This window comes from Mesorhizobium sp. M7A.F.Ca.MR.245.00.0.0 (assembly GCF_003997415.1).
In the GTDB taxonomy this organism is placed as follows: Bacteria; Pseudomonadota; Alphaproteobacteria; order Rhizobiales; family Rhizobiaceae; genus Mesorhizobium.
Genome location: NZ_RZTE01000029.1, coordinates 62,890 through 79,279, shown reverse-complemented (window position 1 = coordinate 79,279; position 16,390 = coordinate 62,890). Strand labels below are relative to the sequence as shown.

Annotated in this window: 13 protein-coding genes; 3 read left to right on the top strand and 10 right to left on the bottom strand. The window is 63.9% G+C overall.

The features are described 5' to 3' along the window. The 5 genes from EOB80_RS24675 to EOB80_RS24655 form a co-directional block, all read right to left on the bottom strand. On the bottom strand, positions 1-230 hold a 230-nt coding region (locus tag EOB80_RS24675; protein ID WP_164762706.1), incomplete at its 3' end, for an FAD-binding oxidoreductase. Then, entirely contained in the window at positions 227-1,408 is a 1,182-nt protein-coding gene (locus EOB80_RS24670) for a pyridoxal phosphate-dependent aminotransferase (RefSeq protein ID WP_127330349.1), read from the bottom strand. The genes EOB80_RS24675 and EOB80_RS24670, both read right to left, overlap by 4 nt. Next, a complete protein-coding gene (locus EOB80_RS24665) occupies positions 1,401-2,306 on the bottom strand; it encodes a homocysteine S-methyltransferase family protein (RefSeq protein ID WP_127330347.1) in 906 nt (301 codons plus the stop codon). The genes EOB80_RS24670 and EOB80_RS24665 overlap by 8 nt, the downstream gene beginning before the upstream one ends. Continuing rightward, positions 2,303-4,756, bottom strand: a complete 2,454-nt coding sequence (locus tag EOB80_RS24660; RefSeq protein WP_127330345.1) for an FAD-dependent oxidoreductase — start codon at positions 4,754-4,756, stop codon at positions 2,303-2,305. The genes EOB80_RS24665 and EOB80_RS24660 overlap by 4 nt, the downstream gene beginning before the upstream one ends. A 20-nt stretch (positions 4,757-4,776) precedes the next feature. Further along, positions 4,777-5,340, bottom strand: coding sequence for an XRE family transcriptional regulator (locus tag EOB80_RS24655; RefSeq protein WP_127269323.1), 564 nt, complete (start codon positions 5,338-5,340; stop codon positions 4,777-4,779). Positions 5,341-5,544: 204 nt separating this feature from the next. Here EOB80_RS24655 and EOB80_RS24650 point away from each other — a divergent pair, with 204 nt between their 5' ends. Further along, a complete protein-coding gene (locus EOB80_RS24650; RefSeq protein WP_164762705.1) occupies positions 5,545-6,249 on the top strand; it encodes a nitroreductase in 705 nt (234 codons plus the stop codon). Positions 6,250-6,260: 11 nt separating this feature from the next. Here EOB80_RS24650 and EOB80_RS24645 read toward each other — a convergent pair whose 3' ends face one another. The 5 genes from EOB80_RS24645 to EOB80_RS24625 form a co-directional block, all read right to left on the bottom strand. Further along, positions 6,261-7,703 carry an MFS transporter gene (locus EOB80_RS24645; RefSeq protein ID WP_127330341.1) on the bottom strand — a complete coding sequence of 481 codons (1,443 nt, stop codon included), beginning with the start codon at positions 7,701-7,703 and terminating at the stop codon, positions 6,261-6,263. Positions 7,704-7,878: 175 nt separating this feature from the next. Continuing rightward, positions 7,879-8,481, bottom strand: coding sequence for a sarcosine oxidase subunit gamma (locus EOB80_RS24640; protein ID WP_127330339.1), 603 nt, complete (start codon positions 8,479-8,481; stop codon positions 7,879-7,881). Continuing rightward, positions 8,474-11,467, bottom strand: coding sequence for a sarcosine oxidase subunit alpha (locus EOB80_RS24635; protein ID WP_127330337.1), 2,994 nt, complete (start codon positions 11,465-11,467; stop codon positions 8,474-8,476). The genes EOB80_RS24640 and EOB80_RS24635 overlap by 8 nt, the downstream gene beginning before the upstream one ends. Then, positions 11,464-11,778 (bottom strand): sarcosine oxidase subunit delta, encoded by a 315-nt coding sequence (locus EOB80_RS24630; RefSeq protein ID WP_127330335.1) that lies wholly within the window; start codon positions 11,776-11,778, stop codon positions 11,464-11,466. Before EOB80_RS24630 ends, EOB80_RS24635 begins: the two co-directional genes overlap by 4 nt. Positions 11,779-11,795: 17 nt before the next feature. After that, positions 11,796-13,055: a sarcosine oxidase subunit beta gene (locus tag EOB80_RS24625; protein WP_127330333.1), complete on the bottom strand. Its 1,260-nt coding sequence runs from the start codon at positions 13,053-13,055 to the stop codon at positions 11,796-11,798. A gap of 239 nt (positions 13,056-13,294) precedes the next feature. Here EOB80_RS24625 and EOB80_RS24620 point away from each other — a divergent pair, with 239 nt between their 5' ends. After that, positions 13,295-15,781 (top strand): mechanosensitive ion channel family protein, encoded by a 2,487-nt coding sequence (locus tag EOB80_RS24620; protein WP_127330331.1) that lies wholly within the window; start codon positions 13,295-13,297, stop codon positions 15,779-15,781. A 156-nt stretch (positions 15,782-15,937) separates the two neighbouring features. After that, a complete protein-coding gene (locus EOB80_RS24615; protein ID WP_164748978.1) occupies positions 15,938-16,201 on the top strand; it encodes a hypothetical protein in 264 nt (87 codons plus the stop codon). Positions 16,202-16,390: the final 189 nt, after the last annotated feature.

The window sequence follows — 16,390 nt, the reverse complement described above, 5'->3', positions numbered from 1 at the left end:
ACGTAGAGGTCGGCGGAATATTTCGCCAGCCGGGTCATGTTCTGCGAGCCGCGCAGCTGGCCGATCAGGCCGGCGGCGTGCCATGTCGTGCCCGACGTCAGCTGTTTGCGTTCGAGAAGCACGATATCGGTCCAGCCGAGCTTGGCCAGGTGATAGGCGACCGAACAGCCGGAAACGCCGCCGCCGATGATGACCGCTCTTGCTTTAGCGGGAACTGCCTTGGCGGTCATGCTGCCTCGCGACGGTAGCTGGAAGCAAAGCGGCGCAGACGAAGTGCAGCTTCCTGCAGCACGGGCTCGGGCTGGCAGAGGCTGATGCGAATATGGCCGGCGGCCGCCTCGCCGAAGCTGGAGCCGGGCATCACGCCAACCTTTTCGTTGTCGAGCAGGGCCCAGGCGAATTTCTCGTCGTCCGGTTCGACGGCCGAGATGTCGAGCATGACATACATGCCGCCCTCCGAACCGCGCACGGTGACGTCGTTCATGCCCCGCACGGCGTCGAGCAAGACGGTGCGGCGTGCCGCGTAACGTTCGGCGATCTCCTTGACGCCGTAACGGTTCTCCAGCGCCTCGGAACAGGCGATCGAGATGAAGGCCGGCAGGCCGTAGGTCGTCACCAGATTGAGATTGATCATGAGCGTGATCATCTCCTCCGGTCCCGTCAGCCAGCCCATGCGCCAGCCGGTCATGCCGTGGCTCTTGGACATCGAATTGATGACCAGCGTGCGCTCGGCCATCCCTGGCAGCGAGCGCGGCGAGACGTGCTCGCCGCCGCCGAGCGTCCAGTAGACTTCGTCCGACAGCAGCCAGAGGTCGTGCTCCCGGCAGACTTCTGCCAGTTGCTCCAGCCGCTCGCGCGAGTAGACCGCACCGGTCGGATTGTTCGGCGTGTTGATCAGGATGGCGCGCGTGTTCGGCTGGATTGCCGCGCGGATCATGTCGGCACGTGGCTGGAAGCCATCCTCGGCCGGTGTCTCGACGACTGTGAAGTCAGCGCCCGCGGCGCTGAACGTGTTGGGATAGGTGGCGTAGTAGGGCGCCACGACGATGGCGTGGTCGCCCTGGTCGAGCACGCCCTGCACAGCCGCGTAGAGTGCGGCCTGTCCGCCCGGCGTGGCGATCACCTGATCCGGCGACGTCTCGACGCCGGTGCAGGCGCTCGAGGCCGCCGCCATCGCCTTGCGCAGGCGCGGCAGGCCGGGAAGCGGGGTGTAGTGGTGATTGCTGCCGCGAACCGCGGTCACACAGGCTTCGATCGTCTGCGAAGGCGTGTCGAAATCATGGTCGCCGACCGACAGCATGATGATGTCTTCGCCGGCCTCCTTGCGCGTCCAGGCGGCGAAATGGACTTCCCAGCCGTCCTTGCCCGAAGGCACGATGCCGGAAATGCGCGATGATGGTCTAGGCATGCAAAACTCCCGAAATTTCGTAGCCGGCCTGTTCGAACCGGTCGCGCAGAGCGGCGATGTGCGGAGGTCCGACTTCGCAGCAGCCGCCAACGATGCTTGCCCCAGCCTCGACCCAGCCGATCGCCTGGTCGGCATATGCATCCGGGCCAAGGTCGTGACGGGCGTGCAGCACATCGACGGTGCCGCCGTGCTTGAGCGCTTCGGTTGACGTGAAGCCATTGGCGTAGGCGCCGACCGGGCCGCCGAGGGCGATCAGTTCAGGCAAAGCCGCGGCGATCGCTTCCGGCCGGCAGCAATTGACCAGCCGCGCGGCGACTGCCAGGCCGTCGAGCGCGCTTGCCGCGGTGGCTATTGCTTCGCCGCTACGCAGCCGCGGCTTGCCGTGGTCGGCCAGTGTCCACGACACCCATACCGGCTTGCCGCTTTCCGATGCCGCGGTGACCGCCGCGCGGGCTTCGTCCGCCGACGCCATGGTTTCACACAGGAACAGGTCGACGCCATCGGCCTGCTCGGCAACGATGCGGCGGTAAATATCGAGCGTGTCCTCGAAGGAAATGGTCAGTGCCGGTGCATAGCTGCCGAAAAGCGGCGATAGGCAGCCGGCGATGGCTGCATCGCCGGCCTCGTCGCGGGCCTGCCTGGCCAATTCGATGCCGCGCTTCTGCAACGGCTTGAAGAGGTCTTCCGCGCCCTCGCGCGCCAGGCGTTCGGGTGTTGCCGAATAGGTGTTGATGGTGATGACACGGGCGCCGGCACGGATGAATTCCGCGTGCAGGTCGCGCACCAGATCCGGTTCGTCGATCAGCACCCGGGCTGACCATAGCGGCGTCGGCTCGGATTTGCTGCGGCGGACCAGTTCCTGGCCCATGCCGCCATCGGTGAGGATGATTTTCTTCACGCGCGCAGCCTCTCGTTCTTCGGATCCCACAGCGGCTCGTCCTTCTGCACGATTGCCTGAAACCGGTCGCCGAAGATCTCGACTTCGACTGATGTGCCTGGCTCGGCCAGATCGGCGCGCAGCATGCCGAGCGCGATCGACTTGTCGACCCGGTAGCCCCAACCGCCGGACGTCGTCTCGCCGACGATCTTGCCGTCATGCCAGAGCGTCGACACCGAAGGGGCGTCGCAGTCGCCCGGGTTCTCTATAACCAGCGTGACGAAGCGCTTCTTCACGCCTTGCTGCTTTTCGTTCTGGAGTGCAGCCTTGCCACGGAAATCGGGCTTGTCCCATTTGACGAAGCGCTCCAACCCGCCCTGCAGGATCGAATAGTCGGTCGACAGGTCGCCCTTCCAGGTGCGGTAGCCTTTTTCAAGCCTGAGTGAATCCAACGCATACATGCCGAACGGCTTCAATCCATGCTGCTGGCCTGCCGCGCAGATGGCATCAAAGATCGCGGCGGTGTCGTCCACCCTTGTGTGGATTTCCCAGCCGAGCTCCCCGGCGAAGGAGACGCGCACAAGCTTCGCCCAGCGGCCGGCGATCTTGGTTTCCTGATGCGTCAGCCATGGCAAAGTGAGGTCGGCTTCGCAGACATCGGCGAGGATTTTCCGCGAGTTGGGGCCGGCCAGGATCTGGGTCGAGAATTCCTCGGTCCGGTCGATCAGCCTGAACGGCGCATCCTTGGGCATGCGCGACTTCAGCCATTCGAAATCATGCCACTGCGCGACCGCCGCGGTGATCAGCGTCATCAGGTTCTCGTCGTGACGCACCACGGACATTTCGGTGACGATGCGGCCTTTGTCGTCGGCGAAATAGACGAGACCGATGCGGCCTGGCTTCGGCACCAGCCCGGTGACCTGCAGGCTCAGCCATTCGGCGGCACCCGGACCGTCGAGGTTGAAGCGCGAGAAGCCCGGCAGGTCCAAAATGCCGGCGGCATCGCGCACGGCCAGGCACTCCTCGCGCACACGATGATGCCACGGTCCGTCGCGGCGGAAGGTCAGCGTGGCTTCCTCGAAAATTTCATCGCCGTCTTGTGCGTACCAGGTGGCCCGCTCCCAGCCATTATAGGCGTCGAAGCGGCCGCCGAGCGCCTTGATGCGATCATGGATCGGCGACAGCTTGCGGTCGCGCCCTTCCGGCCAGGCATGGCGCGGGAACTGGATGGCATACTCGTTGCCGTAGATCTCCATGCCCTTGGCGACGCAATAGTCCGGCGCCGAGGCAAAGGAGGTGAAGCGGCGCGGGTCGCACGACCACATATCCCATTCGGTCTGGCCCTCTGTCACCCATTCGGCCAGCACCTTGCCGGCGCCGCCACCCTGGGCAATGCCGAAGGTGAAGACGCAGGCCTCGAAGGCATTGGGAACGCCGGGCATCGGGCCGATCAGCGGATTGCCGTCCGGCGTGTAGGGGATCGGCCCGTTGATGACCTTGGACAGGCCGGCGGTGCCAAGGATCGGCACGCGGGCGACGGCATCGGCCAGATAATGTTCCAGCCGGTCGAGGTCGTCGGGGAACAATTGAAAGGAAAAATCCTCCGGCATCGGGTCGTTGTGGCTGGCCCAATGCGCGCGGCAATTGCGCTCATAGGGGCCGAGATTCATGCCGTTCTTCTCCTGGCGCAGATAGTAGGAGGTGTCGACGTCGCGCAGCAGCGGCAGTTTCTTGCCCTGTTCCTTCGACCATGCCGCCAGTTCGGGAATCTCCTCGAACAATATGTACTGATGGCTCATCACCATCATCGGCACGTCGCGGCCGAACATCCGGCCGACTTCGGCGGCGCGGTAGCCGGCGGCATTGACGACGATCTCGCAGCGGATCTCACCTTGCGCCGTCTCGACCACCCACTCGTCGTTCTCGCGGCGCACGCCTGTGACCGGGCAGAAGCGGATGATCTTCGCGCCCATGTCGCGCGCGCCCTTGGCCAGCGCCTGGGTGAGCTGCGCCGGATCGATGTCGCCGTCGCTTGGGTCGTAGAGCGCGCCTTTCAAATCATGCGTCTCGATGAAGGGATAGCGGCGCTGGATCTCGTCGACGCCGACGATCTCGATGTCCATACCCTGGTAGCGGCCCATGCCCTTGGCGCGCTGAAATTCCTGCATGCGCTCTTTCGTGTGGGCAAGGCGCAGCGAGCCGGTGACGTGATAGTTCATGGGATAGTCGACCGCGTCGGCCAGCCCGCGATAAAGCTCGGTCGAATAGCGCTGCATGTTCATCAGCGACCAGGACGAGGAGAAAGTCGGCACGTTGCCGGCGGCATGCCAGGTCGAGCCCGAAGTCAGCTCGTTCTTTTCCAAGAGCACGCAGTCGGTCCAGCCCGCCTTGGCGAGATGGTAGAGCGCGGAGGTGCCGACGGCACCGCCTCCGATGATCACCACGCGCGCCGTGCTCGGCAAACCCGCCATGTTTTTCTCCAAACTTGAACTCAATAGACGGGTGGTGAAACCACCCAGATGACAATTGCAGGCTCCGCGCCCGGATTGCGCCAGCGGTAAGGCTTGCCTTCGAAGCGAAAGGAGTCGCCTTCGCCAAGCCGATGCCAGACACCTCCGATCTCGATGTCGAACAGCCCGGAGGCGACGTATCCAGCTTCCTCGGTCGGCCGCTGCGCCTCGGCCTTCAGTTCCGCGCCCGGCGCGAAGACCGAACGCACCATCTCGAAGCTACCGCCGAGATCGGGCGACAGAAGCTCCTCCACCAGGCCGGATTCGCTTGTGCCAAGCGTGCGGCGCCTGCCAGCGCGCACGACCACGCCGCGCTCGCTTTCGACAGGCACGTCATGGCTGAAGAACAGGCTGATCGGCACGCCGAACAGTTCGGCGAAGGCTCGGAGGTCACCGAGCGATGGCGTCGACAGACCGCGCTCGACCTGGCTGACCCAACCGACGGAACGGCCAAGCTTCGAGCCGATCTCGGCGAGTGTCAGCCCGCGCGCCTTGCGCAGGGCCCTGATATCGCCGGCCAGCACGCGTTCGTCAGGTACCTGCAATGTTCTAGCGGTAGTCGAAGGCAAAGCGCTCACTTTATGAAAAAATCTGGCCAAATTTCATGAGAAGTCAAGCTCATGAAAAAATCAAGTAGATTTTCACGGATGCACAAGATTTGCTTGCGCGATTTTGACGGTTCATGCAAAGGCTCCGCCGAGAGCGGCGAGTGGGGACGTCCGATCGAGACAAAGGGTAAGGGACGGCCCATGCTGGAAAATAATCCCCGAATCGCGGGCGATGCCGAGATTGTCGACGAGGCGATCCTGTCGCGCCGTTCGGTGCGCGCATTCCTGCCCGACATGGTCGACGACGACACCATCCGCGCCATTCTGGCGGTTGCGGCGCGTGCCCCATCCGGCACCAACATGCAGCCATGGAAGGTCTATGTCACCAAGGGCGAGAGCAAGCAGCGGATATCAGACGCCATTCTCAATTCCGGCATTCGCGCCGAAAAAGCTGATTGGGACGAGTACCGGTATTATCCCACACAGTTCTTCGAGCCGTATCTGACCCGCCGCCGCGCCAACGGTTTCGGCCTCTATGGCGCGCTCGGCATCGGTCGCCGCGAGGTCGACAAGATGCGCGCCCAGCACGACCGCAACTTCGTCTTCTTCGACGCCCCGGTCGGCATGATCTTCACCATCGACCGCCGCCTCAACCAGGGTTCATGGATCGACTACGGCATGTTCCTGCAGAACATCATGGTCGCAGCTAGGGGCAGGGGTCTGCACACCTGTCCGCAGGCGGCCTTCGCGCCCTATCACCGGCAGATCAGGCCGGTGCTCGACATTCCGGACGAAGAGATCGTCGTCTGCGGCATGGCGCTTGGTTATGAAGATACGTCAAAACCTGAAAACGCCTTCCGCACCGACCGCGTGCCGCTGGAAGAGTGGGTCACGTTCAGCGAATAAGCCAGCCAGCCTCATTCGGTATTCATCTGTGCGCCGTGGCCGCTGACATGGGCACCGTCCTGTGGCGTCAGCTTGAGGTAGGCAAGCAGCGCGCAGAGCGTGATGATGCCCTCGATGACGAACAGGATGCGGAAATCGTCGGCGACGGCTGGACCGCCGCCGGCCAGAAATGACAATACCGCCGCAGCCAGGCCGACGCTGATCGCCACCGCCAGCTGCCATAATATGTAATAGAGCGCGCTGAAGCGGGCGAGCTGCTCGGGCGCGATGTCGGAATAGGCGAGATTGCCGGTCGAGGCCCATTGCGCGGAGCGGAAGACGCCGAAGACGAAGATGTAGGTCAGCACGATCCACACCGGCGTGGTCGCCTGCATCAAGGCGAAGCCGGCGACCATGGCGGCAACGATCGGGGTGTTGTAGACCAGCACGCGGCGAAAGCCGAAACGGTTGAGGACGCGCGGCATGAAGAAGCGCATGGCCACGGAGCCGACCGCGGCCACGAAGGTCAGCGATCCCGCCTGCACCGCGCTCATGCCGAAGCCGAGCTGGAACATCAAGGGCAGCAGGAACACCACCGAGCTGAGGCCGATCGTGTCCAGCCCGCCGCCGGTGAGGAACGAAATGCGGAAGGTACGGATGCGCAACAGCTTGAGATCGAGCAGCGGATTGCGCACGCGCAGGCAGTAGAACGAGGCGATGGTCAGGATGACCAGCGCCAGCGCCAGTTCGGCGGCGATGATGCCGCCCGCGGCATCCTTGGCAGCAAGCGAATCCATGCCGAAGACGAGCAGGACCATGCCGCTGCCGACCAGCAGGAAGCCCGGAAAATCGAACGGCGTGCGCACCGGCTTGGTCATCGTCGGAAACAAAGAGGCGGCAAGAATTGCCGCCGCCAGCGCGAACGGCACGTTGATGAAGAAGATCCAGCGCCAGGAAATGTAGGTGGTCAGCGCGCCCCCGACGAGCGGACCGACCAACGGTCCGGACTGGCCGGCCAGCGAGATGTACATGTTGATCTTCAGCGTTCGGCTGCGCGGAAAGGTCGACAGGATGACGACCTGGCCGAGTGTGCCCATCAAGGCGCCGCCAAAGCCTTGCAGCGCACGCGCACCAACCAGCGTCCAGATGTTGTCGGACAGTCCGCAGAGCGCCGACGAGGCGGCGAACACCAGCAAGGCAAAACAGTAGACATTGCGCAGTCCGAAGCGGTCGGCGGCCCAGCCGCCAAGCGGCATCGAGATGATCAGGCTGGCGACATAGACGGTAATCAAGAGGCCGAGCTGGCTGGGCGGACGGCCGAGGCTTTCGCTGATGCCCGGCAGCGCGGTCACCACGACATTCTGGTCGAGGCTGGTCATGAACACGCCGCAGGCAACCGTCAGCGGCAGCAGGAGCAGGGCTCTGGCCGGCACATCGGCGCGATCCGTGGCGCCGGCGGATAGTTCTGCGGTCATGGAGATGTTCGAACCAAACGAATGTGCCGACTCTTGAAGAAGGGATTTCATATCCCTCGGGCCGGTTGGGCGGCCACGTTTTCGCACCATGGGCGCCGGCGGCCCGATTCTCTAGCGGCAGAAGCGGCTGGCGTTGATGCCAGATGTGGGCAACGCGGCCATCCGGCCGCGCCGCCTACTGCACCTCGTAGCCGACTTCCTCGCTGGCGTGGCAGAGCGCCTTCCAGAACGAGCGTGCAAACGAGCGGAAGACATAGATGTCGAACTGGTCGGCGCTGGTGCGCTGGATCTGGGCGAAGATGTCGTGATGGGTGGTCGAACGGCCGGCGCCGACCGGAAAGGCCGGCAGCGCGAAGTCGATGGCGAAGAATTTCGCCAGCACCCATTCGGCCTTCGGCCCGGCAATGCGGATGGCGGTGCGGCCGTGCGAGAGGTCGGTCACGGTGCCAATGGAGGGGGTCACCACTTTGGCAAAGGCCGCGGCCAGGCCTTCGGCTTCATCGGCAACGGTGAACTTTCCCGGCGCGAAGCCGAACACCGATTTCACGCCGTCGCTCAAGCCGCCGCCGGCGCCATCGGGCAGGGCAAGCCCGGTGACGGTGCGGATGGCTGCTATCAGCTTCTTCTCCTCGCCGGGCCACGCGGCGAGCTGCACGATCGAGCCCGGCCTTGTCTCGGTCAGGATGATCTCGACGCCGTGCTCGAAATTGCCGTGCGAGCCGACATGGAATTCAGGCTCAAGCGGCGACAAGGGTTCGGGTGATTGGCGCTCAACCATGCATGCGGCTCCCGTCCGGATCGAAGAAGTGGTTGGAGACGATCTCGACCGGTCCGAACCGGTTGCGCAAGGGATCGGAGACATGAGCGCGCGTGCCCTGCCGTGCCTTGCCGCCCTTGACCAGCGCCAGCGCGATATGCCTGCCGAGCGCCGGTGAATAGCAGCAGGCGGTGATGTGACCGATCGAGCCGTGCGGATTGGCCTCGTCAACCTCCTCGACGATGTGCGCGCCGCCATTGAACGGCCGGTTGTCGAGGGCGATCAGGCCGACCAGTTCCAGGCGGTCCGACGCGATCAGGCCTTCGCGGTCCATCATCGCCGAGCCGATGAACGGCTTCTTCTTCGACAGCATCCAGTCGAGATGCAGGTCGCGCGCCGTGGTGCGGCCATCGATCTCGGCGCCGGTGACATGGCCTTTTTCGATGCGCATGGTGCCCAGCGCCTCGAGCCCGTAGGTGACCAGCCCGAACGGTTTGCCGGCCTCGACAAGCGCTTCCCAGACATGGGTGCCGTGGCCGGCGCCGGAATAGACTTCGAACGCCATTTCGCCGGAGAAGGACAGCCGGCAAATCATCACCGGCACGCCTGCTATCTCGCCGCGCACGAGGCCCATGAAGGGCAAGGTGGTATTGTCGACTGCGGTGCCGGTGACACAAGAGGCGAGGATCTGCCTGGCCTTCGGCCCGCCGATCGCGGCCCCCGCCCATTCGTCGGTCACCGAGGTGACGTGGACTTTCAGCTCCGGCCAGATCACGTCGAGGAAATATTCCAGATGCTGCATCACCTTGCCGGCATTGGCGGTGGTGGTGGTCATCAGGAAGTCCTGCTCGCCGAGCCGCCAGGTGGTGCCGTCGTCGAAGGCCAGGCCGTCCTCGCGCAGCATCAGACCGTAGCGGGCCTTGCCGACGGCCAGCGTCGAAAACATGTTGGTGTAGACGCGGTCGAGGAATGCGGCGGCGTCGGGGCCTTGCACGGCAATCTTGCCCAGTGTCGAGACATCGACGATCCCTGCGCTTTCGCGCGTCGCCTTGGCTTCGCGCACATAGGCCTGTTCGACCGTCTCTCCGGCATGGCCGTAGATCATCGGGCGATACCAGAGGCCGGCGGAATACATCGTCGCGCCATTGGCCAGATGCCAATCATGCATCGGGGTCAATCGTTCGGGCTTGAGATCGCCAAAACGTTCCGCCGCCAGCGAGCCGATCGACACCGGCGCAAAGGGCGGCCGGAAGCGCGTCGTGCCGACTTCGGGGATGGGCTTGCCCAGGGCTTCGGCCATGATGGCAAGGCCGGGCACGTTGGAGCTCTTGCCCTGGTCGGTCGCCATGCCGAGCGTGGTGTAGCGTTTCAGATGCTCGACCGAGACAAAGCCTTCCCGGTGCGCCAGCCGCACGTCCTCTGCCGTCACGTCGTGCTGGAAGTCGACAAAGCTCTTGCCCTTGGCCCTGATCTCGAACACCGGTGCCGGATCAGGATCGCCGGGCACGGCTTCCACCACCGGCAATACAGAAGGCGCGCTGGGGCCACCGGCTGCGGCAAGGCCCGCGGCGCGGCCTTCGGCGATGGCTTCGACGGTGGAGAAACTGCCGGTGAAGGCGCCGGCGCCGATCCAGCTCTGTGTTGGCTTCGGCGGCAGGAAGGCCTGCCGCACGGCATTCCATTCCGCCTTGGCGCCGGCCTGGCTGGCCAGATGGATGGTCGGCGACCAGCCGCCGGACATCAGCAGGCAATCGGCGTGGATACTGCGGGCATCACCTATGAGTGCGCCATTGGCCATATCGAAGCGTTGCAGTTTGAGGCCGGACAGCGCCTTTCCGCCTTCGGTGGCGACGACGGCATGGCCAGCGAAGATCTCGGCCTCGGCTTCCGCGGCCAGCTTGCGCATCTCCGGCGAAAGTTCCGGCCGGACATCGGCGATGGCGACGACCGCGGCGCCGGCCTTCTTCAAGGCGACGGCGGCGCGGTAAGCGCTGTCATTGTTGGTGAACAGCGCGATCCGCTCGCCCGGCAGCACGCCGAATTCGTTGGCATAGCGCTCGGCTGCATGCGCCAGCATCACGCCTGGCCGGTCATTGCCGGGGAACACGAGCGGCCGCTCGAACGCACCGGTGGCCAGGACCACGGATTTGGCACGGATCGCCCAATAGCGATGGCGCGGCTCGCCCTTGCCTGGCTGATCCTTGTGGTCGCTGACCCGTTCGAGCGCGGCAAGCGTGTTGTTGTCGTAATAACCCCACACCGTGGTGCGCGGTAGAAGCCGGACATTGTCGCGGCCTGCGAGCTGGGCGACCGCGCGCCGCGCCCAGTCGGCGGCAGGCGCGCCATCGATGCTTTCCCCGGACCAGTTGGCCGAACCGCCGAAAAGCGGCTCGAGATCGGCCAGCATGACGCGCGCTCCCTGATCGGCGGCGGTCCTGGCGGCCATCAGGCCGGCCGGCCCCGAGCCGACCACCAGCACGTCGCAAAAGGCGTTCATGCGCTCGTAGCGGGCCGGGTCCTTCGCCGTTCCGGCGCTGCCGAGACCGGCGGCGCGGCGGATGAAGTGTTCGCAGAACATCCAGAAGCGTGTGCCTTTGAGCGGCCCAAACACCGGTCCCATGAAGGTCTTGTAGTAGAAGCCGGCCGACAGGATGTTGCCGCCGAGCTGGTTGACGGCGTTGATGTCCCAGGCAAGCGAGGGAAAGCGGTTCTGGCTGATGGCAACCAGGCCGTCATGGATCTCGACCATGGTCGCCGGAATGTTGGGTTCACGAACCCCGCCCTTCAGCACCGTCACCAGCGCGTTGGGTTCCTCGACGCCGGCTGTGAGCAGGCCGCGCGGGCGGTGGTATTTGAACGAACGTCCGTAAAGCGTGACGCCCTTGGCCAGCAGGGCCGACGCCAGCGTGTCGCCGGCATGGCCGGTGTAGGCCGTGCCGTCGAAGGTGAAGCGGATGGTTTTCAGCCGGTCGATGCGGCCGCCGGTATCGGCGCGGCGCGGGCTCATGCCTTGTCCTCCGCCTTGCGGCGCGCGGCGGAGCCATGATCGCCGCGCCCTTGATGATCACCGCGCACGAAGGCAACGCTGGAAATCTCATGCGTCAGCGTGTTGCGCACGACGCGCAGATGCGCGCGGCAGCCGCCGGAATGCTGCCAAATCTCGTTGTGATCCCCGGCCGGGTTCAGCCTGTCATAGACATAGGCATTCCACGCCTCGAAATTCTGAGAGGCAGGATCGGGACGCTCGCGGTTGCCGTCACCCTGATAGGTGAACTCGATGACGTCGCGCGGACCGCAATAGGGGCAAGTGATCACCATTGAACTCTACCTAATGCCTAATGCAGCCGGGGGTTTGCACCCTGGCCCTTGTCGTCGATCACCAGGCCGCGGTGGAAGCGGTCGAGGGTGAAGGGGGCGTTGAGATCGTGCGGCTGGTCCTTGGCGATGGTCCAGGCGAAGCACCAGCCGGAAGCCGGCGTCGCCTTGAAGCCGCCATAGCACCAGCCGCAGTTGAGATACATGCCGGGCAGGGGGCCGGTGGTGATGATCGGCGAGCCGTCCATCGACATGTCGCAGACGCCGCCCCAGGAGCGCAGCATGCGCACGCGCGCAAGGCCCGGAAACAGCGCCAGCATTTCGCTCATCACCTCGTCGACGACAGGCAGATTGCCGCGCTGGGCGTAGCTGTTGTAGCCGTCGATGTCGCCGCCATAGATGAGGCCGCCCTTGTCCGACTGCGACATGTAGAAATGGCCCATGCCGAAGGTGACGACGGTGTCGATGAAGGGTTTCAGCGATTCCGTCACGAAGGCCTGCAGCACATGGCTCTCGATCGGCATCGTCTCGATGCCGGCCATCTGCATGACCCGCCCGGTGCTGCCGGCGACCGCCACGGCCACCTTCCTGGCGCGGATGTCGCCGCGCGACGTGGTGACGCCTGATATACGGTCGCCATCGCGCAGAAAGCCGGTGACCTCGCAATTCTCGATGATGTCGACGCCGCGCCGGTCGGCGCCGCGCGCGTAGCCCCAGGCCACCGCATCGTGGCGGGCGGTGCCGGCGCGGCGCTGCATCAAGCCGCCGACCACCGGGAAGCGCGCGCTGTTGGAGACATCGAGCGCCGGGATCAGACGTTTGATCTCAGCCTTCGTCATCAGTTCGGCGTCGACGCCGAGATGGCGCATGGCGTTGCCGCGCCTTGCATAGTCGTCGAACTGGGCCGGCGTGTGCGCCAGGTTCAGGCAGCCGCGCTGCGAGAACATGACGTTGTAATTGAGCTCATGCGAGAGGTTCTCCCACAGCTTCATCGAGTGTTCGTAGAAGCGGGTGTTGGCCGGCAGCAGATAATTCGAGCGCACGGCCGTGGTGTTGCGGCCGACATTGCCGGAACCGAGCCAGCCCTTTTCCACAACGGCGACATTGGTGATGCCGTGTTCCTTGGCAAGATAATAGGCCGTCGCCAGCCCGTGACCGCCGCCACCGATGATGACGACGTCATAGGACGCCTTCGGGTCAGGCTTGCGCCATGCCGGCTTCCAATCCTTGTTTCCCTTGAGCGCGTTCGCGAGCAGCGAAAAGGCCGAGTACTCTGCCATTGATGTCATCCGGTTCGGGCGATGCGGCAGACTATAGAGCAGGCCGCATCCGCAAAGCCAGTATTGCGCCATCGCCTTTCGACTGGCCGACGCTTGAGATGGATCGATGGGGGTGAGTGATCGGTGGCGCCAATGATCGGATGGGCTCGCGATACGACGGCTTGCCCCATGATAGGGCCGTCTTTATCAAGGACAGGCTTTTCAAATTGCCTTTGCCGCCGATGAGTCGCCAACAAATCATGCTTTTCCGATTGCTTCGTCTCATTTTGATCCTCACGCTTGTCGTCTCGGCGCCGCTGTCGTTCGATGCGATGGCACAGGGGCTTGGCCAGGCGCCTGCCGGACTCGTCGCCGATCAGCAGAAGATCCTGCAGGACCTGACGACCAAGACCGACAATCTGGAAAAGAAGATCCAACAGGACGCCGAGGAGGATAGCAGCCTCGTCGATATCCGCCTGCAGCTCGAGGAGTTGTCGCGGCAATCGCTGAACAGCGCACTGGCCTTCCGCACGCGTCTTGGCGAGATCAACAGCCGTCTTGAGCAGCTTGGCGCGGCACCTGCGGCGGGTCAGCCGCCGGAGCCCGACATCGTCAGCGGCGAACGCCAGGCGCTGGTGTCGGAAAAGGCCGAGATCAATGCGGTCATCTCGCAGGCCCAGGCCCTGTCGATCCGCATCAGCGGGCTGATCGATAAGATCGGCAATATGCGCAGCGAGTTGTTCCGCAACCTTTTGACCAAACGCTACGTGCTGTCGGATGCGCTGAGCCCGCAGGTTTTCTCCGACGCCCAGGACGAATACACCAATCTGTACAAGGCGGTGTCTTCCTGGCTGAGCTTCGCTTTCAAGTTCAAGTTCCAGGCCATCCTCGCAGCGACCTTCGTGGCGCTCGGGCTGGCGCTGGTGCTGCTGGTCGGCGGCAGGCGGCTGTTCGGGAGGGTGTTCGAAGCCGATCCCTCCAATGAAGACCCGTCCTATCTCAGCCGCTTATCGGTGGCTTTCTGGTCAACCTTGCTGCCAACGCTGGCGGTTGCCGCCTTTCTGGGATCGACGATTTTCTTCTTCAATTATTACAATGTGTTGCGTGGTGATATTGGCCTGTTCCTCAATGCATTGGCGACCGCCATCGGCGTGGTGTTCTGCGTCAACCGGCTGACCAATGCGGCGCTGGAGCCGCGGCTGCCGAACTGGCGCCTTATCCCGGTCGAAACGGGGCCGGCGCGCTGGCTGGTGCGCCTGACCACCGCCATGGCCGTGGTCATCAGCGTCAACACCTTCCTGTCGGTGATCAACGACAAAATGGGCTCGCCGCTGTCATTGACCATTGCCCGCAGTTTCGGCGCAACCATCATCGTCGGCGTCATCCTGATCCTGATGGCGATGCTGAGGCCATTCAAGGCGCGTGATGGAAGTTGGCGGCCGTGGCCGGCATGGCTGCGCTATACGGCGCTTGCACTCGGTCTTTTCACCATCGTCGCGGCGCTGCTTGGTTACATCGGCCTCGCTCTGTTCGTTTCGCTGCAGGTCGTCGTTACCGGCACCGCGCTGATCACCGCCTATATCGGTTTCCTGTCGGCACGGGCGATCGGCGAGGAGGGTGCTTTCGCCAACACGACCGTCGGGCGCTGGCTGTCGGCCAAATCCAGCTACGAGGATACGGCCCTCGACCAGCTAGGCCTTGTCGTCAGTGTTGCCATCAATGTGATGATCGTGCTGGTGTTCCTGCCGCTGATCCTGCTGATGTGGGGTTTCCAGCTGGGCGATATCCAGGCTTGGGCCTACAAGCTCGCAACCGGGATCAACATCGGGTCGGTGACCATTTCGGTGACCGGCATCCTCTCCGGCATCGTCGTCTTCATCATAGGCTATTTCCTGACGCGCTGGTTCCAGGGCTGGCTCGACGGTTCGGTGATGGCGCGTGGCAAGGTCGATACCGGCGTGCGCAACTCGATCAGGCTGGCGGTCGGCTATGCCGGCGTCGCGCTCGCGGCACTGGTCGGCATCTCGGCGGCGGGCATCGACCTGTCCAGCCTGGCGCTGGTCGCCGGCGCTCTTTCCCTCGGTATCGGCTTTGGCCTGCAGAACGTGGTGTCCAATTTCGTTTCCGGCCTGATCCTGTTGGCCGAGCGGCCATTCAAGGTGGGCGACTGGATCGTTGCCGGCGATGTCAGCGGCACAGTCAAGAAGATCAGCGTGCGCGCCACCGAGATCGAGACCTTCCAGCGGCAATCGGTGATCCTGCCCAATTCAAACCTGATCAACAACGCCGTCGGCAACTGGACTCACCGCAACAAGCTCGGCCGCATCGACATCAAGGTCGGCGTCGCTTACGGCAGCGACGTCAAGCAGGTTCATGCCGTCCTGCTGGAGATCGCCCGCAGCCACCCGATGGTGCTGAAGAACCCCGAACCCTTCGTGCTGTTTTCCAATTTCGGCCCTGCCGCCCTGGAATTCGAGATCCGCGTGTTCCTGGCCGATGTGATGAATGGCAACATCGCGCAGAACGACATCCGTTTTGCCGTCCTCGAAAAATTCAGCAGCGAACACATCGAGATGCCCTCGACGCCGCGCGCCGTGGTCGAGGCCCATAAGCCCAAGGCGTGGCCGACAGACGACGACAAGATCGAGGCCGACTTCGCCGAACAGGAGCAGATAAAGGCCGGAGCCGAGGCGGAGAAGAAGCGGCTGGTCAAGTCCCGCAAAACCAAGAAGCCAGATCCGGACTAAGCTGGGACTCCGTCGACCTTGATCCTGCCGGAACCGATTGCGGCATGAATGCGGCATTCAGTTGCGGTTCAGCTTCCATCTCCTATAAGCTCCCATGCACAGGCGAAATTGCCTTGCGAAATGCAACAGAGGCGGTGGGAACACCGATATTGCACCATGTGGAAGTCTCTCGTCGCTGCCGTCGCCCTGGTCGCCGCCATCGGCTCGGTCCATGCCGCAAGCGCGGTCAACAAGGACGCCGAGACCCGCACGCTGGTCGTGACCGAGGGCGGCAGCAAGACCGACCTCGCGCTGGCTGGTGGCGAAACGGTTGAGTTCTGCCCGAATGGCTGTTTCGTCACCTTGCCGAACGGCGACCTCGAAGCTCTGACCGGTTCGGAAACCATCGAAATTTCGGGCGGCGTCGCCCGAATCAAGTAATTCCGATTGGCATATCTTGAGAGGCCGGGCATTTGCTCGGCCTTTTATCGTTTCCGGTAGCAGTTGCTTAACAATGACGCGGGAAATACCGTCACGGCAGCCGTCTGCAACCGGGCGTTTTAACGTTCGCTACGCCACCGCCCGCTATACCAGCCTCAAGACGCCGGAAAGCGGCGCGCAACTCTACGC